The 18,187-nt window shown below is 64.2% G+C and carries 16 protein-coding genes; 5 read left to right on the forward strand and 11 right to left on the reverse strand.

The features are described from left to right. The first annotated feature begins 25 nt into the window (after positions 1 to 25). The 4 genes from rpmA to K2Y42_RS05845 all read left to right on the forward strand — a co-directional run bounded on the left by rpmA (position 26) and on the right by K2Y42_RS05845 (position 4,192). The gene (rpmA, locus tag K2Y42_RS05830) at positions 26 to 298 is read left to right on the forward strand and encodes a 50S ribosomal protein L27 (RefSeq protein ID WP_291149629.1); all 273 of its coding nucleotides are present in this window, start codon (positions 26 to 28) and stop codon (positions 296 to 298) included. A gap of 102 nt (positions 299 to 400) precedes the next feature. Further along, positions 401 to 934 (forward strand): GNAT family N-acetyltransferase, encoded by a 534-nt coding sequence (locus K2Y42_RS05835; protein ID WP_291149632.1) that lies wholly within the window; start codon positions 401 to 403, stop codon positions 932 to 934. Next, entirely contained in the window at positions 931 to 1,974 is a 1,044-nt protein-coding gene (gene obgE, locus K2Y42_RS05840; RefSeq protein ID WP_291149635.1) for a GTPase ObgE, read from the forward strand. The genes K2Y42_RS05835 and obgE overlap by 4 nt, the downstream gene beginning before the upstream one ends. 358 nt (positions 1,975 to 2,332) lie before the next feature. Beyond that, positions 2,333 to 4,192 carry a L,D-transpeptidase family protein gene (locus K2Y42_RS05845; RefSeq protein WP_291149638.1) on the forward strand — a complete coding sequence of 620 codons (1,860 nt, stop codon included), beginning with the start codon at positions 2,333 to 2,335 and terminating at the stop codon, positions 4,190 to 4,192. 111 nt (positions 4,193 to 4,303) lie between these two features. Here the strand turns inward: K2Y42_RS05845 and K2Y42_RS05850 are convergent, their stop codons facing one another. The 4 genes from K2Y42_RS05850 to dnaE form a co-directional block, all read right to left on the reverse strand. Next, positions 4,304 to 4,711, reverse strand: a complete 408-nt coding sequence (locus K2Y42_RS05850) for a hypothetical protein (protein ID WP_291149640.1) — start codon at positions 4,709 to 4,711, stop codon at positions 4,304 to 4,306. Positions 4,712 to 4,885: 174 nt separating this feature from the next. After that, the gene (locus K2Y42_RS05855) at positions 4,886 to 5,542 is read right to left on the reverse strand and encodes a rhomboid family intramembrane serine protease (protein ID WP_291149643.1); all 657 of its coding nucleotides are present in this window, start codon (positions 5,540 to 5,542) and stop codon (positions 4,886 to 4,888) included. A 297-nt stretch (positions 5,543 to 5,839) separates the two neighbouring features. Beyond that, positions 5,840 to 6,571, reverse strand: coding sequence for a hypothetical protein (locus K2Y42_RS05860; protein WP_291149646.1), 732 nt, complete (start codon positions 6,569 to 6,571; stop codon positions 5,840 to 5,842). A 61-nt stretch (positions 6,572 to 6,632) separates the two neighbouring features. After that, on the reverse strand, positions 6,633 to 10,160 hold the full coding sequence (gene dnaE / locus K2Y42_RS05865; protein WP_291149649.1) for a DNA polymerase III subunit alpha: 3,528 nt from the start codon (positions 10,158 to 10,160) through the stop codon (positions 6,633 to 6,635). Positions 10,161 to 10,312: 152 nt separating this feature from the next. Between dnaE and ubiB the strand changes: the two genes are divergently transcribed. Continuing rightward, positions 10,313 to 11,911, forward strand: a complete 1,599-nt coding sequence (gene ubiB, locus K2Y42_RS05870) for a 2-polyprenylphenol 6-hydroxylase (RefSeq protein ID WP_291149652.1) — start codon at positions 10,313 to 10,315, stop codon at positions 11,909 to 11,911. A 91-nt stretch (positions 11,912 to 12,002) separates the two neighbouring features. Here ubiB and K2Y42_RS05875 read toward each other — a convergent pair whose 3' ends face one another. The 7 genes from K2Y42_RS05875 to mce form a co-directional block, all read right to left on the reverse strand. Further along, positions 12,003 to 12,404: an MAPEG family protein gene (locus K2Y42_RS05875; protein WP_291149654.1), complete on the reverse strand. Its 402-nt coding sequence runs from the start codon at positions 12,402 to 12,404 to the stop codon at positions 12,003 to 12,005. A gap of 123 nt (positions 12,405 to 12,527) precedes the next feature. Next, entirely contained in the window at positions 12,528 to 13,223 is a 696-nt protein-coding gene (locus K2Y42_RS05880; protein WP_291149656.1) for a DUF2147 domain-containing protein, read from the reverse strand. Positions 13,224 to 13,371: 148 nt separating this feature from the next. Continuing rightward, positions 13,372 to 14,043, reverse strand: coding sequence for an ABC transporter ATP-binding protein (locus tag K2Y42_RS05885; protein ID WP_291150199.1), 672 nt, complete (start codon positions 14,041 to 14,043; stop codon positions 13,372 to 13,374). Positions 14,044 to 14,099: 56 nt separating this feature from the next. Then, a complete protein-coding gene (locus tag K2Y42_RS05890) occupies positions 14,100 to 15,368 on the reverse strand; it encodes a lipoprotein-releasing ABC transporter permease subunit (RefSeq protein ID WP_291149658.1) in 1,269 nt (422 codons plus the stop codon). Between the two features lie 24 nt (positions 15,369 to 15,392). Next, positions 15,393 to 16,739 carry a proline--tRNA ligase gene (proS, locus tag K2Y42_RS05895; protein ID WP_291149660.1) on the reverse strand — a complete coding sequence of 449 codons (1,347 nt, stop codon included), beginning with the start codon at positions 16,737 to 16,739 and terminating at the stop codon, positions 15,393 to 15,395. Between the two features lie 690 nt (positions 16,740 to 17,429). Further along, a complete protein-coding gene (locus K2Y42_RS05900; protein ID WP_291149662.1) occupies positions 17,430 to 17,708 on the reverse strand; it encodes a DUF1467 family protein in 279 nt (92 codons plus the stop codon). 13 nt (positions 17,709 to 17,721) lie between these two features. Continuing rightward, the gene (gene mce / locus K2Y42_RS05905; RefSeq protein ID WP_291149664.1) at positions 17,722 to 18,126 is read right to left on the reverse strand and encodes a methylmalonyl-CoA epimerase; all 405 of its coding nucleotides are present in this window, start codon (positions 18,124 to 18,126) and stop codon (positions 17,722 to 17,724) included. Positions 18,127 to 18,187: the final 61 nt, after the last annotated feature.

Consider the following 18,187-nt stretch of genomic DNA (forward strand, 5'->3'; position numbering starts at 1 on the left):
CTCCAACGAGAAGGAACTTAACGTCATGGCACAAAAGAAAGCTGGCGGTTCAACCAAGAACGGCCGCGACTCACATTCGAAGCGCCTCGGCATCAAGCGCTACGGCGGCGAGCACGTCATCCCGGGCAACATCCTCTGCCGTCAGCGCGGCACGCAGTGGCACCCCGGCACGGGCGTCGGCATCGGCACCGATCACACCATTTTTGCCGTCGAAGAGGGCAAGGTGAAGTTCGAGGCCAAGCGCAACGGCCGCATCTATATCTCGGTACTGCCCGAGAAGCTCACGGCAGCCGAATAGGCTCACCGGATTCTTCCATGAGACGAGGGGGGATGGGCACCATCCCCCCTTTTTCTTTCTCGCGACCAACGTAAGCTGACCCTTGCGCTAACACGGGGCTCGATGACCAAGCCGATCACAACCCGACGTCTCACGCTGCGCGCGCTGCGCGACAGCGATGCGCCGGAGCTTGCGCGGCTCGCGGGCGACTGGGACGTCGCGCGCATGACGGCCCGGATTCCGTATCCGTATTCGGTCGCGCTCGCGCGCGAGTGGATGGACTCGCTCGGCGAAGACGAGTTCGTGCGCGTGGTGGAGTTTCAAGGCGCGCTGATCGGCGCCGTCGGCTACGTCGCGGGCCCGGACAGGTCGGCCGAGATCGGCTATTGGATAGGCAAGCCCTGGTGGGGCCAGGGCTTCGCCACGGAGGCCGCGTCGGCTCTCGTGCGCCACTGCTTTACGCGTGCGGGCTTCAAGCGGCTCACCTGCTGCCATTTCGACGACAATCCCGCCTCGGCGCGCGTGATCCGCAAGCTCGGGTTCACGGCGGCCGGGACGACCACGGCTTGGTGCGATGCGCGCCGCGCTGAATTTTCCGCCCTGACTTATCAGCTCAGCCGACCAATGACGGCCGTCTTCTGGAGGCGTTCGGCATGAAGTTTCTCGATCTCGCCAAGATCTACATCAAAGCCGGAGACGGCGGTAACGGCTGCATCGGCTTCCGCCGCGAGAAGTTCATCGAGTTCGGCGGTCCCGACGGCGGCGACGGCGGCAACGGCGGCGACGTGATCATCCAGTGCGTGGAGAACCTCAACACGCTGATCGACTACCGCTATCAGCAGCACTTCAAGGCAGAGCGCGGCATCGACGGCGCAGGCAAGAACAGGGCCGGCGCCAACGGCGAGGACTTCATCGTCAAGGTTCCGCCGGGCACGGTGGTGCTCGCCGAGGACCAGGAGACCGTTCTCGCCGAGATGACCGAGGTGGGGCAAAGCTACGTGGCCGCGCACGGCGGCAACGGCGGCTTCGGCAACGCGCACTTCAAGAGCGCGACCAACCAGGCGCCGCGCCATGCCAACCCCGGCCGGCCGGGCGAAGAGTTGACGATCTGGCTGCGCCTGAAGCTGATTGCCGACGCCGGTCTCGTGGGGCTTCCCAATGCGGGCAAATCCACGTTCCTCGCGACGGTCTCGGCCGCCAAGCCGAAGATTGCCGACTACCCCTTCACAACGCTGCATCCGAACCTCGGCGTCGTGCGGGCCGGCGACAAGGATTTCGTGCTGGCCGACATCCCTGGCCTCATCGAAGGCGCGCATGAGGGTGCAGGCCTTGGCACGCGTTTTCTCGGGCACGTAGAGCGCACGCAGGTTCTGCTGCATCTCGTCGATGCCACGCAGGAGGACGTGGGCGAGGCCTATCGCACCGTTCGCCGCGAGCTCAAGGCGTACGATCTGGACCTCGCCAAGAAGAAAGAGATCGTGGCGCTGTCGAAGATCGACTCGCTCGACGCCGAGACACTGGCCGAGCGCCTGGCAGAGCTGCAGAAGGCCGCGCGCAAAAAGCCCATCGCGCTTTCGGCCGTGTCGGGCGCCGGCGTCAAGGATGCGCTGTTTGCGCTGACGCGCGAAATCAATCGCGCAACGGCGGCCGAGCTGGATGCGGCCGACAGCGACGAGCGGAAGCCCTGGCGGCCCTAGGCCTCACAACGTCGAAATCCTTGTGCGTGCACGCCGAGTAAGGGTTCGCCCTTACGAGGGGACCCGGATTTGCGGCACAGCGCGTTCGATCCCATTTTTGCTGCTCATCGCGCGCACGATAGGAGCGTGCCTGGGCGCCGTTGCCTGCGGGTGCGGCACCTCATTGTTGTACTCGCGGAGAGGCTTGATGAGGCAACCCGCACTCGAGCGAAAATTCCGGCACAAGTGGAGATAATTCGATAACTCCTGCACTGTAACCTATTGAAGTCGAACTCGTCATGATCCACTAATTAACTGTTGCAGAGGGCACTTAGGCGTTGCCCCGCGTACGGTTTTCGGGCCTTCAGGGGGACTTTTCGTGCTTTTCCAACTTCCTTCCAATCGCATTGGAAAATCCATTCTGCGCCTTGCGTGCGCATCACTGGCGATTGTCGCCGTCACACAGTTTTCCGCGCCCGAGGCCGCCGCTCAGGAGCGCACGAAGTCCAAGCAGCGCGCTGCCGAAAAGACCGCGAAACCCGCTGCGATCACGACGCAGGGTCCGCTGACGCTGCTCGTGTCGCTCAATCAGCAGCGCATGTTCGTCTATGACGCGAACGGCATGGTGGTGCAGACGCGCGTGTCGACGGGCAAGCCTGGGCACGAGACGCCGAAGGGCATCTACAGCATCATCGAGAAGAAAGAATTCCACGAGTCGAACATCTATCTCGGCGCGAAGATGCCTCACATGCAGCGCCTGACGATGACCGGCATTGCGCTGCACGGCGGCGTCATTCCGGGTTATGCCGCGTCCGGCGGCTGCGTGCGCCTGCCTTTCGATTTCGCGCGCCGCTTCTTCAACGTCACGGACCTCAACCAGCGCGTCGTGATCGCGCCGGATGTGCAGGCTCCCATCTCGTTCGAGCATGCTGCGCTCTTCTCCGCGCTTCCGTCCGCTGCCCAGACCGCGGCTCCCGAACGTCGTGCAGACGGCGCGGGCGCAACCGCGCTCAAGGTTGCCGACGTGCTGCTCGGGTCCACGTCCGCTCATGCGGCGACCGGACCGGCCGACCGGACGATCGAATCCGCCGCTGAAGCCCGCCGCGTGGAGCGGCAGGCCCTCGTCGACGCGATCCCGCTCGCTGCCGGCACCTACACGGCCGCGATCGATGCTGAGAAGTCGGCCAAGGTCGCGCTCGCCGATGCGCGCACCGCTGCCAAGGACGCGCGCGGCGTCGCCAACAAGACCGCGCGCGAAGCCAGCAAGGCAAAGGGCGCGCTCGAGGCTCAGGAACGCAAGCTGAAGCGGATCGTGGCCAGCCTTTCGAAGAACTCCTCCAAGATGCGCGCCGACAGGCTCGCAGAGCTGCAGGCCGAGGAAGCCACAGAGCGCGCGCGTATCGCCCCGCAGACCGAAGAGGCCAATCGCGCAGCAGAAGCCGCCGACGCTGCCGCCAACGCCGCGAAGGTCGCCGACGCTGCCGCCGACGCCGCGCAGGACGCCCTCAAAACCGCGAAGGCCGAGGTCAAGACCACCGCCAATGCGGAAGCGGCTGCCAAGAAGGCCGTCGCAGCTTTCGATCGCCGTGAAGCCACCCGTTCGTATCCTGTCTCGGTGTTCGTCAGCTCGGCGACCGGCATGGTGCACATCCGCCAGGGCTTCGAGCGCATCATCGACGCGCAGGTCACGATCGACAATCCGAGCGTGCCGCTGGACACGTTTGTTTACACTGCGCTCGACTGGCAGGATCCGAGCAAGACCGGCCTCAAGTGGGCCGCAACGGAAGTCAACGAGTACTCGACGCGCATGAGCAGCCTCGATGCGGGCGATGAGCCGGGCCGCAAGAAGCGCAAGGCTGCGCCGCAGGAAGTTGCCGCGCCGCCCGCTTCCGACGCCGAGAAGGCCAAGCGCACGCTGGACCGCATCAAGTTCCCGAAGGAGGTCAGCGACCTCATCGCGGAAGTCGTGAAGCCCGGCTCGACGCTGATCGTTTCGAGCTACGACATGGCGCGCAGCGAAACGCGTTACGCCGGCACCGACTTCGTGGTTCAGATGCCTGAGGTCGTCGCCAAGATTTCGAAGCCGACGCCGCGGCCGCCTGTGCAGGTGGTCGAGGATGACAGCAGCAGCGGCGGCTGCTTCTTCTTCTGCGGCTCGTCGTCTTCGTCCTCGTCGTCGAGCAAGGCCGCGAAGCGGGCCAAGCAGCGGGGCAACTCGTCCAAGTCGACCGTCTGGTAGGACATCACTCAGGACGCTCTCTGGCACTAAACAAAAAGCCCGGCCACGCACTGCGTGGCCGGGCTTTCGATTTGGTTTGAAGGCCTTGGCTTCGCCGGCGACGCGAGGGCTTCAGATGTCCTGGTCTTGCGCCGTCGTCTGCAGCGACCCGAGCACCGTGCCGCTCCAGCGCTCGACCTTCTCGGGCAGGAACACGAAGCTCTGGAGCTTGTAGACCAGCCCGTCCTTCATCACGGTCTGCTCACTTCCCGGGATCGCTTGCACCGGCAGATAGGGTGCGCAGGACGCCTTGGCGATCTGCTTGTTCACGGCGTTCGCAGCCATGATTTCGTTCTCGCCGCGCGCCTTGAAGTTCAGAAATGCAATCTGATCGGCCTTGGCATCGCAGAAGTATCCGCGAACCGTCTCGGCCTGATCGCTGGCGGCAGACGCGCCATGAGCCGCGCCCAGCGCGACGATGACCGCCGCAAGCGCCACCTTCTTCAGAGAGAAACCAACAGAACCGTCGCCTTCGGGCATGAGGACCTCCAAGGGTTCGAGACGGACGGCGCGCGCGTCGCCGCGTGTGCCCAACCGAACGAATCCGTCCCTTAAGTCCGCGTGTTCTTATTTTTCCCGATAGGCTAAGTGAAGAGTTGCAATGTCACAAGACATTTATCTGGGATTTACCCGGGCACTATTGGCAATGCGTCGTCAGGCAATATCGTTCGACTTGCGTAGACCGCCCATGGCGACGGCGAGAAACAGACCGGCGATGAAGCCGCCGACGTGGGCCATGTAAGCCACCCCGCCTTGCTCCGTTTGCGCCGTGTCGGCGATGGATCCCACGCCACTGACGAGCTGCAGCGCGACCCAAAGGCCGAGCACGATGAATGCCGGCATGGCGACCACCTGCCTGCCAAGCAGGACGTTGACGCGCGCCTTGGGGAACATCAGGAGGTAGGCGCCCAGCACGCCCGCGATGGCGCCGGAGGCCCCGACGTTCGGAATGGCGGACTCGGGGTTTACGGCGAACTGGGCGAATGTCGCAGCGAGGCCAGCCACGAGGTAAAACAGCAGGAAGCGGACGGAGCCGAACCTGTCTTCGACGTTGTCTCCGAAAATCCAGAGATAGAGCATATTGCCGCCGAGGTGCATCCATCCGCCGTGCATGAACATGGCGGTGATGAGGGTCGAGACATCGGCTCCAGGATCGTTCGAGAAGCGCGCCGGTATGAAGGCCCACTTGGTGACGAACGCGTCGCCTCGCTGCAGCTCGATCAGGAACACAGCGACGTTGATCGCGATCAACGCAAAGGTGACGACGGGCGTACCGCGTCGCGCGCTGTTGTCGTCACCAATCGGAAACATGGGCGCTCCTCGCAAATCTGGTCGATGGCTGCGGCAGCGTGCATCCGGGAGAAGTTTCCCGGCCAGCGCGCAAATGAATCACGATTCACGACGAGAAATAAGGGACGTTCGGACGTTATGAGGCCCGGTGCGGCCCGCGCGGCACATTCCGCGCGCAAAACCGTTGCAGGCTGAATTCCAGCATGCGGAAAGAAGGCGCATAGGCCGTTGTTTTTAGGCCACAATTATTTTCCTGCACGATCTTCGTGCAGCAAATCGACATGCGGCAACTTCGGGCAGCGTCGAGGGTGTGGGTATCTAGGCCCGGCAGGCGCGCGCACGGGGGAGGCGTGCCGGCTCGCAGAGACCGCGGCGGATGGTTTCGCGCATGGTACCGAAGTGTGTCGCGTCGATGCGAATGACCTCCGCGTCCGGAACGCGTTTGGTCACGGCCGCGATAAGCCCTTCGCGGCGCGCCTCGGGCAGCAACTCGTCCTGAAGGCCGATCACGAACCGGCTGCCGGGGGCGAGATTGTCGAGGTGATCGATCGTGTGATGGCCCTCGAGCGCACGCGTGAAATCGGAGACGCGGTAGCCCTTTTCCTCGGCGTGCGCCCTGACGTGGCGCGAGGCCGGGCTTTCCCACAACGTGAGATCGCCGCGGTCTGCCGAGGCCACGGAGCACAGCCTAGCGCCGATGCGGTTGGCGAACATGGTCGCGGCGGCATTGCCGATGCTGAGACCCACCACCTGAAGCTGATCGGACGTGAGGTGCGAGCGCTCGAAGCTGCGCGTGGCGTCGTCCACCACCGCATGAAGCGCGCGGATGCACATCTCGGGCTCGGAGCTCACGATTGCGCGGGGCATCTCATAGCAGGCGAGATAGTTTTCAGGGACGATACGACGCGCCATTGCGAGCCGATAGGGCATGCACCACGGCAAAAAGACGATCGTGGTCGCGCCCGGATCGCCTTCGATACGCTGGAACGCCGTGCACGCGTCGCCGGCCGAACGTTCCCTCAACTCGCCGTCGCTCACTAAATGCAGCATGGCCCTCACAACGCATTACGCACCGCAATAGTTCCGGTGTCCGGGGAGGGGGACTTATCAATCAGATTTCGAGCACAGATATGACGCCGGGCACAGTCGTCATGCGGCCGATCGTCCTTGCAGAGAGGTCGTATTTTCCCCTAGGGGAAATCGGCACGGGCTCCTGATACCCTTCTAATTGCAGCTCAAATTTCAATTCCGCCTTGCCGGGACGCAGCAGACCCTTGAGCTGTTCGATGATGGCGGGATTTTTGACCATGACGTTGCCGTCGATTACGGCCTTCACGGTGCGCGGAAGCTGCTCCATCGCGTCATCGAGCGACGACACATCCTGAACGCGCATTTTCAACGCTTCGCCGTCGCGCTCGCCTTCGACGGAGAGCAGCACCGCCTTGCCGGATTCGAGGAGCTGACGCGAGTTGGCGAGCGTCTCGGAGAAAATGACGGCCTCGAACTGGCCGCTCGTGTCGGAAAACATCGCGAAGGCGAACTTGTTGCCCTTCTGCGAGCGCCGTTCGCGTGCGGAAATGACGATGCCGGCGAGGCGTCCGGCCGTCGCGCCGCCGCGGGCGGCCGCGGCCTCGAAGTCGATGTAGCGATGGACGCCGAGCTTGGCAAGCGCGCGCTCATACTGATCGAGCGGATGGCCGGACAGGAAGAAGCCGACGGCCTCGAACTCCTTCTGGAGCTTTTCCATCGGCGTCCAGGCTTCGACGGGCTTGAGCTTGAGCACGACGGGCGCGGCGTTCGTCTCCATGCCGCCGAGCAAGCTTCCCTGCCCCGTGTGCTCCTCGTCGGCCTTTTTGCCGGCCTCCGCCATGACCTGCTCGACGTTGCCGTGCACGAGGGCGCGGTTCTTTTCGAAAATGTCGAATGCGCCGGCGGCGGAGAGCGTTTCGAGCGCACGCTTGTTGAGCGCCTTGGTGTCGAGGCGAGATGCAAAGTCGGCGAGCGAGGTATAGGCGCCCTTCTTGTTGCGGCTCTCGACGATGGTCTCGACGGCGCTGGCGCCGATGTTCTTCAGGGCGGCGAGCGCGTAGCGGATGGCGCCGTGTGGCTCGGTCTTCGTGGGAGCCTCGGCCAGGAACTCGACGGCGGAGGCGTTGACGCAGGGCGGCAGCACGCGGATGCCGCTCTTTTTTGCTTCCGCCGCGAACATGGCCAGCTTGTCGGTGTTGCCGGTGTCGAGCGTCATGGAGGCGGCGAGAAATTCCTCGCGGAAGTTCGCCTTCATGTAGGCCGTGTGGTAGCTGACGAGCGCGTACGCGGCGGCGTGGGATTTGTTGAAGCCGTAGCCCGCGAACTTGTCGACCAGCTCGAAGATGTAGGCGGCATCGTCCTTTTTGACGCCGTTCTTCATGGCGCCCTCGACGAACAGCGCCTGCTGCTTGGCCATCTCGTTCTTGTCTTTTTTGCCCATGGCGCGACGCAAGAGATCGGCTTGGCCGAGCGAATAGCCCGCCATCACCTGGGCGATCTGCATCACCTGCTCCTGGTAGATGATGACGCCATATGTCTCGCTCAGGATGCCTTCCAGCGTGGCATGGAGGCAATCGACCGGCTCCTCGCCGTGTTTGCGGTTGATGTAGGTCGGGATGTTGTCCATGGGGCCGGGGCGATAGAGCGCCACCATTGCGATGATGTCTTCGAAGCGGTCGGGCTTGAGACGCTTCAAGCTTTCGCGCATGCCCGTGCTTTCGAGCTGGAACACGCCGGCCGTGTCGGCCTTCGCCAGCAGCTCGTAGGATTTCTTGTCGTCGAGCGGGAGGGCGAGCAGATCGATGTCGATGCCCCGGCCGCGCTTGACGAGCTCAACCGCTTTCGTGAGCACGGTGAGCGTCTTCAGGCCGAGGAAGTCGAACTTCACGAGGCCGGCCGCTTCGACCATCTTCCAGTTGAACTGGGTGACGGGCATGTTCGACTTCGGATCGCGGTAGAGCGGCACGAGTTCGTCGAGCGGGCGGTCGCCGATCACCATGCCGGCGGCGTGCGTGGACGCGTGGCGATAGAGGCCTTCGAGCTTCTGGGCGACTTCGAGCAGGCGCGCGACCATCGGATCGGCGTCGCGTTCCTCCTGCAGCTTGGGCTCGCCTTCGATCGCCTCCGGCAACGTCACCGGATTGGCCGGGTTGTTCGGCACGAGCTTGCAGAGGCGGTCGACCTGCCCATAGGGCATTTGCAGCACGCGGCCCACGTCGCGCAGCACGGCGCGCGCCTGCAGCTTGCCGTGCGTGATGATCTGCGCCACGCGGTCGACGCCGTACTTCTGCTGGACGTAGCGGATCACCTCGTCGCGCCGGTCCTGGCAGAAGTCGATGTCGAAGTCCGGCATCGAGACGCGTTCGGGATTGAGGAAGCGCTCGAACAGCAAGCCGAACTGCAGCGGATCCAAGTCCGTGATGGTAAGCGCCCAGGCGACGACCGAGCCCGCACCCGAGCCGCGACCGGGACCCACCGGGATTCCATGCGCCTTGGCCCATTTGATGAAGTCGGCAACGATCAGGAAGTAGCCCGGAAACTTCATGCGCGCGATGACGCCCAGCTCGAACTCCAGTCGCTTGGCGTAGTCGTCGGCGGTGAAGCCCTCCGCCAGGCCCTGGACGGCAAGGCGCTGGCGCAGCCCCTCCTCGGCCTGGCGCGTGAGCTCCTGCTCTTCGGCGGCCGACTGGTCGCCGTTCGGCGCATCCTCGGCGGAGACGAAGCGCGGCAGAATAGGCTTGCGCGGCAGCGGGCGGTAAGCGCATCGCTGCGCGATCTCGATGGTGCTTTCGAGAGCTTCCGGGAGATCGGCGAAGAGAGCGGCCATGTCTTCGGCGCTCTTGAAGTAGTGCTCGCGCGAAACGCGGCGGCGTTCGTCCTCCGTCACCATGCGGCCGTCGGAGATACAGAGCAGCGCGTCGTGGGCCTCGTAGTCGTCGGGGCTCGCGAAGTAGACCTCGTTGGTGGCGACGAGCGGGATGCCCAGCTCATAGGCGAGCGAGATGAGCTGCGGCTCGATCTCCTCTTCGAACTTGAGGCCGTGGCGTTGCAGCTCGACGTAAAGCTGGCCGTCGAAAATGCGGGCAAGACGCGTCAGGCGTTCGCGGGCGAGCGCGAGCTGGCCGTCGGTCAGTGCGCGGCCAATGGGGCCGAGCGGGCCGCCCGTGAGCAAGATCAGACCCTCGCGGTGCGCTTCGAGGGCTTCGATCTTGATGTGCGGCGGCTCGGCCGGGTCCGGCAGCAGGAAGGCCTGGCTCGCGAGCTTGATCAGATTGGCGTAGCCGTCCGGATTGGCTGCCAACAGCGCGACTGGCCCGGCAAGGCGCACGGCCGGCTCGTTCTGCCCCGGCCGCATGAGGGCGTTGGCGGGCGCGACGGCGTCGCGGAAGTCGATCTCGTAGGTGGCCCCGCAGATGGGCTGAATGCCCGCTCCCGAAAGCTTTTCTGAAAACTCCAGCGCGCCGAACAGATTGCTGGTGTCGGTGAGGCCAATGGCCGGCATGCCGGCCGCCTCGGCCAGCTTGGCGATCTTGGCGATCGGCAGCGCGCCCTCGAGCAGGGAGTAGGCCGAGTGGGTCTTCAGGTGGATGTACTTGGGAGCGTTGGTCATACCCGATTTTTAGTGTGACTCGGCCGGGGCGGCACTTCGATTGCGCACGTTATGTTGTAGTTCCATCCATGATCCACAACCTTCCTATCCGTCAACGAAAACCAGAAACGCGGCTTGCCAGGGCGGGGCGGGGCAAGTACCGCTTGGCCAGCATGGCGAACGCACTCACGAACATCTGGCGGCTGTCGCGAGCGGGCATCGTTCTGGCCCAGCACGGCGTGCGCTTTATTCCGAAGGGCCAGCCCGTTCCGCTGCCGCTGCGCGCGGCCCGGCTGCTGGCCCTGCCGATCACGCTGTTGGCTGCGCCCTTCAACGCGGGCAAACCCAAGGACCGGCGCATCTCGAACGCGCTCGCAGCCCTCGGCCCCTCCTACATCAAGCTCGGCCAGTTTCTCGCCACGCGCGGCGACGTGATCGGGCCCGACCTCGCCCGCGACCTTGGCCATCTGCAGGATCGCCTGCCGCCGTTCAGCATGGCGGAAGCGCGCCGCGCCGTGGAAGAGGCGCTCGGCGGCAAGCTCGAAGATCATTTCGTGGAGTTCGGCCCGCCTGTCGCGGCCGCGTCCATCGCGCAGGTGCACAAGGCCGTCACGATCGGCAAGGACGGACAGCGCCGGACCGTCGCCGTCAAGATCCTGCGGCCGGGCGTCGAGAAGCGGTTCAAGCGCGACCTCGACAGCTACTTCTTCGCCGCGCGCCTCGTCGAGCGCGTGAGCGAGCCGGCTCGCCGCCTCAAGCCGGTAGCCGTGGTCGAGAACCTCGCGCGCACGACCGAGCTCGAGATGGATCTGCGCCTCGAAGGCGCGGCGATCTCCGAAATGGCCGAGAACATCCAGCCCGAGGAGCGCTTCCGCGTGCCCGGCGTCGACTGGACGCGCACGGCCAAGCGCGTGCTGACGACGGACTGGATCGACGGCGTGCCGATTGCCGATCACGCGCGCCTCAAGGCCGAGGGACACGATCTCAAGGCCCTCGGCCTCGTCGTGCTCAGGAGCTTCCTCACGCATGCGATGCGGGACGGCTTCTTCCATGCCGACATGCATCAGGGCAATCTGTTCGTCGACAAGGCCGGCAACGTGGTGGCCGTCGATTTCGGCATCATGGGACGGCTCGGGCAGAAGGAACGCCGCTTTCTCGCGGAGATCCTGTACGGCCTCATCACGCGCGACTACCGGCGCGCGGCGGACGTGCATTTCTGGGCGGGATACGTGCCACCGCACCATCCGGTCGAGGTGTTCGCGCAGGCGCTGCGGGCCATCGGCGAGCCGATCCACGGGCGCACGGCGGACGAGATCTCGATGGCCGACCTGCTCGGCCAGCTGTTCGCCTACACCGACGTCTTCGACATGGAGACGCGGCCCGAGCTGATCCTGCTGCAAAAGAGCATGGTGATCGTGGAGGGCGTGGCGCGCGGGCTCGATCCGTCGCTCAACCTGTGGAGCGCGTCCGAGCCAGTGGCGGCAGAATGGGTAGAGGCCAACTACGGCGCACGCGGCGCGATGAAAAAGGCCGGCGAAGGCGCGACGACAATCGCCCGGATTCTCGCCGAGGTGCCGGGCATGCTCTCCGAGGCTGAGCGCGCGTCGGCGGGGCTCACGGAGATGGCGCGCAACGGCCTGCGGCTCGACCCGGCAACGGTCGAGAGCCTGGCGAAGGCGTCGCGCCGTCAAAACCGCTTCTGGCACGCGGCAACGTGGATCGGGGCGCTCAGCCTCGCCGTGCTGGCTGCGAAGTCGGCCGGGCTGTTCTGAGCTGGTTCGCTCAGGCACGCTCTCTCAGACTGGCTCACTCAGACAGGCGCGAGGATCGCGTTTTTCAGGTTGGCGCGAGGATCGCGACTTTTTAGTTTGGCGCGAGGATCGCGACCAGGATCATCACAAGCCCCGCCATGCTCACCATCCAGGCCAGCGACCTGACGAACGGGATGCCGGCCGCATAGAGCGGCACATAAATAACGCGCGCGGCGAGATAGAGCGAAGCGCCCCAGACCGTCAGCTCGCCGTTACGGCCCGCGACGTGCGCAATCAGCACGGCGGCCGCGAAGAGCGGCAGGGTCTCGAACAAATTCCGCTGTGCGCGCTGAAGACGGCCCGTGATCTTACCGACCGGGGCGGGTGAGGCGGTGTCACGCGCGCCCGCGTTGTAATCCAATCCCGTTTCGCGATTGCGCAGCATGGCGGGCAAGAGAATCTGCACGATTGCCAGAACGAGCGTCCAGGCGAGCAGTGTGAGTTCCGGTGTCATCGCGTGCCGTCCTCTCTGTTTGCCCGAAGTCTACGCGCTTCGCGGCGCTCGCTCGTTGCCCAAACAAAAAAAGGCGGCGAGCCTCAGCTCGCCGCCTCGTGTCGCGCGTGGAGCGCGTCAATCCTACTCGCCGTCTTTCGACTTGTCCTTCTTGCAATCGATGTCGAGCTTGACCCAGGGCGTATCGAGCTTGCACTTGCCGTCCTTCATCGTGAACACGTCGCTGAAGTCGCCGGCATCGATGCCGCCTTCTTCCGTCTCGTTCTTCGCTACGGCGGGAGGTGCGTCGGCGGGGGCCTTTGCGCCCGGTGCAGGCTGCGTTCCGCTTGCGCCCTTTTCGCCGGAGACCGGCGGGGCTGCCGCTTCGGACTTCGGAGCCGCCGGGTTGGCTGCGGCCTGCTGTTCGCTGCACCGCTCGATGTTGGCGGGCGCCTTGGTCCAGATCATCGTCTTCGACAGGAAGCTGATGCCCGCGTAGCCCTTCACCTTCAGCGTGCCGTCGGACAGCGGCGTGATCTCGACGTTGTAGTTCTTCTTTTTCTCGGGGCTGTAGATCCAGGCGTCGTCGCCGCCCCAGACTCCATCACCCGTCGATACGATGTTGTGAATGATCTCGCGGCCGCAGCCGTTGGCGTCGCTGGTGTCTTTCAGCCAGACGACATGACCGCACAGCTTGCCGCCACAGTCCTTGATCTCGATGGCTCCGCGACCGGTGTCGTTCATCCAGACGCCCTGCGGATCGGCTGCGAAAGCAGGAAAGGACGCGAAGAGCGTAGCCGCGAGTGCGGCGAAGCGAAGAGCTTGTCTCTCGATCGGCATAGCTGCCTCCTTAGTTGTCTCGGTTTCCACGAAACCTCGCGTGGCTTCTGCCCGCGATGGTTCGCCCGTGATCGGGCTCGGCGGCATACTTGCTCATGCCGCGGCGCCGCGCTGTTCCCCTAGATACAGGGATTGAGACACGTCATCATTACACGGATTGGGGATGGATTTCGACCAAAAGCCCGCTATCCAGCACAACGACGCGATCCATGCGCCGAGCCAACTCCAGATTGTGCGTGGCGATCAGGGCTGCAACCCCTTCGCTCCTAAATAGCCCAATCAGCTCGTGAAAAACGTGTTCCGAGGTCTTCGGGTCGAGATTACCCGTCGGTTCGTCGGCCAAAATGAGGCGCGGACGGTTGGCGAGCGCGCGGCAAATGGCCGTGCGCTGCTGCTCGCCGCCAGAAAGCTGGGCCGGGCGATGGTCGAGCCGCTCGGAGAGCCCCATGGACGACAGCAGCTTTTGCGCACGGGCCTCCGCGTCGCGGCGCGACCGGCCCAGGATCATCTGCGGGATGGCGACGTTTTCCAGCGCCGAGAACTCCGGCAGGAGCTGGTGGAACTGATAGATGAAACCCATCTCGGCGCGGCGGATCAGCGTGCGCGCGTGATCGTCGAGCGAAGCGCAATCGCGACCCGCAACGATGACGCTGCCCTCGTCCGGCGTTTCGAGCAGGCCCGCAATGTGCAGCAGCGTAGACTTGCCGGAGCCGGACGGCCCAACGAGCGCCACGCATTGGCCGGCCCAGACATCGACGGAGGCGCCCGCGAGAACGTGGATCTCACGCGTGCCCTGGTGGAACGCGCGCTGCAGGCCCATCAGCCGCAGAACGGGAATATGCTGTGCAGACGTTTCGAGCACCGAGGCGTCCCTCATCATTCGTACCGCAGCGCTTCGACGGGATCGAGACGCGAGGCGCGCCACGACGGGTAGATCGTCGCGAGCACCGACAGCACGAGCGCCATGAGAACGATCGATCCGGTTTCAACCGGGTTGATGTCTGCGGGCAGGCGCGTCAGGTAGTAGACGTTGGGGTCGAAGACCTTGGTGCCCGCGGCCCAGGCGACGAACTGGCGGATCTCCTCGATGTTGGCGCAGAAGACGACGCCGATGATCAGGCCCGCAATCGTGCCGACGATGCCGATCGAGGCGCCGGTGATCAGGAAGATGCGCATCACGGAGCCCTTGCTGGCCCCCATGGTTCGCAAGACGGCGATGTCGCGCCCCTTGTCCTTCACCAGCATCATGAGGCCGGAAATGATGTTCAAGGCCGCCACCAGCACGATCAGCGACAGGATGATGAACATCACGTTGCGTTCGACCTCGAGCACCGTGAAGAAGGTCTCGTTTCGTTGCCGCCAATCGGTGACGTTGATGGTGGGACCGGCCACCGTGCGAATGCTTCGCGCCGCGTTGTCCACATCCTCGGGGTCGGAGATGACCACCTCCAGGATGTCCACCTCATTGGGTTTCGAGAAGTAGCGCTGCGCTTCCCCCAGCGGCATGAAGATCATGGTCTTGTCGTACTCGGACATGCCGAGCTCGAAGATCGTCGTGACCGGATATGTCTTGGATCGGGGCGCGGTGCCGAACGGCGTTGCGGCGCCGCGCGGCGAGATGATCGTAATCGGGTCGCCGACGCTGATGCGCAACATGTTCGCGAGGCGCGTGCCAATCGCGAGCCCGCCGGACTGGTCGAAGCCGTCGAGGGTGCCGAAACGGATGTTGTCGGCCACCAGCTTCAGGTGCTTCAGGTCTTCCTCGCCGATGCCGCGAACGGCGGCGCCCAGGGCCTGCACGGTCGACGACACCATCACCTGCCCCTCGATCAGGGGTATGGCCCGCTCGACGCCCTTGGCGGTCGAGACGGCCTTGGTGATGTCCGGATAGTCGTTGAACGGCGCGCCGATCTTGTAGACGACGACATGGCCGTTGAGGCCCAGGATCTTGGAGAACAGATCTTTGCGGAACCCGTTCATCACCGCCATGACGATGATGAGGGTGGCAACGCCCAGCATGATGCCGAGGAAGGACACCGCCGCGATCACAGAGACGAATCCCTCCTTGCGGCGGGCGCGGAGATAGCGGGACGCGAGCATCCACTCGAACGGTGCAAACGGCTTCGTGTCGGTCGTTGCTGCCATGCCCGCCTCCCCAAGTGGACGTGATCAGACCAGAACGCGCTGGTCCATGATGGACGTGATGACGCGCTCGAGCCCCGTGTCGATCGCAAGCGTCTCGCGCTCGCCGGTCTTGCGGTCCTTGATTTCGATCTCGCCGGCCTTCACGCCCTTGGGACCGACGATCACCTGGTAGGGGATGCCGATCAGATCCATGGTCGCGAACTTGCCACCGGCGCGCTCGTCGGTGTCGTCATAGATGACGTCAATGCCGGCGTTTTCGAGCCGGCGCTTGACGTCGAGGGCGGCCGCATCGGTTGCCGCGTCGCCCGCCTTGAGATTGATGACGGCGACCTCGAACGGTGCGACAGGCACCGGCCAGACGATGCCGGACGCGTCATGGCTCGCTTCGATGATGGCGCCGACGAGGCGCGATATACCGACGCCGTAGGAGCCCATCTCCAGCGTGATCTGCTGCCCGTCGGGGCCTTGAACCCTGCATCCCATCGGCTCGGAGTATTTGGTGCCGAAGTAGAAAATGTGGCCGACCTCGATTCCGCGCGCCGAAACCCGCTTCTCGGCCGGAACTTCGGCCTCGAAACGCGCGGCGTCGTGCATTTCCTCGGTCGCGGCGTAGAGCGAGGTCCACTTGTCGAAGATCGGGCCGAGATCGCCGTAAAAATCGGTGTTCGCGTCCGGAATCTCGCCTTCGATCAGGTCCTTGTGACAGAAGACCTGGCTTTCGCCGGTCTCGGCCAGAACGATGAACTCGTGGCTGAGGTCGCCGCCGATCGGGCCGGTGTCGGCCTTCATGGGCACGGAGCGCAGGCCGAGGCGGGCGAACGTGCGCAGGTAGGCCACGAACATGCGGCGGTAGGCGGCGCGCGCGTTCTCCTTGGTGAGATCGAAGGAGTAGGCGTCCTTCATCAGGAATTCGCGCCCGCGCATGACGCCGAAGCGCGGGCGGATCTCGTCGCGGAACTTCCATTGAATGTTGTAAAGGTTGCGCGGCAGATCCTTGTAGCTGCGGATGCTGTCGCGGAAGATCGTCGTGACGACTTCCTCGGCCGTCGGCCCGAACAGCATCTGGCGCTCGTGCCGGTCGGTGATGCGGAGCATCTCCTTGCCGTAAGCTTCGTAGCGGCCGCTTTCACGCCAGAGATCGGCCGACTGGATGGTCGGCATCAGGATTTCGACGGCGCCGGCGCGGTTCTGCTCTTCGCGTACAATCGCTTCGATCTTTTTCAGAACGCGCAAGCCGAGCGGCAGCCAGGAATAGATGCCCGCCGAGGACTGGCGGACCATGGCCGCCCGCAGCATCAGCTGGTGCGATACGATCTCGGCCTCTTTCGGAGTTTCGCGCAGTACCGGCAGGAAGTAGCGGGATAGATGCATGGGCCTGACTTATGTTGCGTTGCAAACGCGGCGGCGGGTACCCGAGGCGCACAAAAGGAAGGCGACGGGCTGGGCGAAGATCTCGTGAAGGCGTCAATAACGAGGATTATCGCGGAGGGCAAATCAAGCGTTGCGGGCCCGCACTGCAGTGCACTTTTGCCATCAAACCGTCACGCTAGCCATCGTGCGAGCAGGCCGGTGCATGAGCTTTGTGCAGCTATGATTTTTTTATGCGTCAACCCGTGACATAGCGACGCCGTTCGGTTATGGTGCCCTCGTTCAAGTGACAGGGGCGAAGCCAATGAGATCCAGATGGCTCGGGGCCCAGGTCTAGGGAGAAAATGGCCGCAGTACCGGACAACGAAACCGGACTGAGAGCCGAATAAACAGACGGCACGCAAAGTGTCGCTGACACGGGCTAAAAGCTAGCAAGAGCAAGGCGAATGCCTTGCTCTTTGCGTTTTGGGGCAGGCCGTCGGAATATATCCGTACGCAGACGATGCCCGCGTCACCCCGCAACATCCTCGCTCGCGACCATCATTAAGGACGACGCGCATCTTCCTCGGCCATCCACAAGCCGAGGCATAGGGGCGACGCTGGGTTTTGTGCCGAGAAGCCGGCAGGTTTTTTCACTGCCGAGATCTGCGGGGCACGCCGATGTTCAGGGCGTGCCCGGTGCAGGCGTGAGGCTCAGCGCGTGACGCCCGCGGGCAGATTTTGTTCGGTCGGGACATAGAGCCCGAGCCAGTCGTTTTCGAGCGCCGCCCAGACAAAGGCGAAGGCAAACGCCGCCACGACGGTGTTGATGAGCATGGCGCGCAAAATCCGCGGCTTGACCGGCGCGCTCTCCGGCGTGCCGTCGACGACCTCTCCCGCTTCACCCTGCGTCCTGACGCCCAGCGGCAGAACCGCGAACAGCGTCATCCACCAGATCATGATGTAGAGCACAACGCCGAGGGTGAGGCTCATGGTCGTCTCCCGGTCAGGCCTGCTCGAGCTCCGTCAGCGTGCCGCAGAAGTCCTTCGGATGAAGGAACAGCACCGGCTTGCCGTGCGCGCCGATCTTCGGGTTGCCATCGCCAAGCACGCGGGCGCCCTGCTCCTTGAGCTTATCACGCGCGGCCAGGATATCGTCCACCTCGTAGCAAACGTGATGGATGCCGCCATCCGGAAACTTTTCCAGGAACTTGGCGATCGGGGAGTTGGCGCCCAGGGGCTCCAGGAACTCGATCTTGGTGTTCGGCAGGGTGACGAAAACGACGGTCACTCCGTGCTCGGGCTGCTCGACCGGGTCGGTCAATACCGCGCCGAGCGCGTTCTTGTAGACCGACGTGGCTGCAGCCAGATCCTTAACGGCGATAGCGACGTGGTTCAGGCGTCCAATCATTTCCAAACCCCATGATCATACATTTCGGTCGCCCGCATCATTTCGGATGGCCGGCGGGCGC

It is taken from the genome of Hyphomicrobium sp., from assembly GCF_019744875.1.
Taxonomy (GTDB): Bacteria; Pseudomonadota; Alphaproteobacteria; order Rhizobiales; family Hyphomicrobiaceae; genus Hyphomicrobium_C.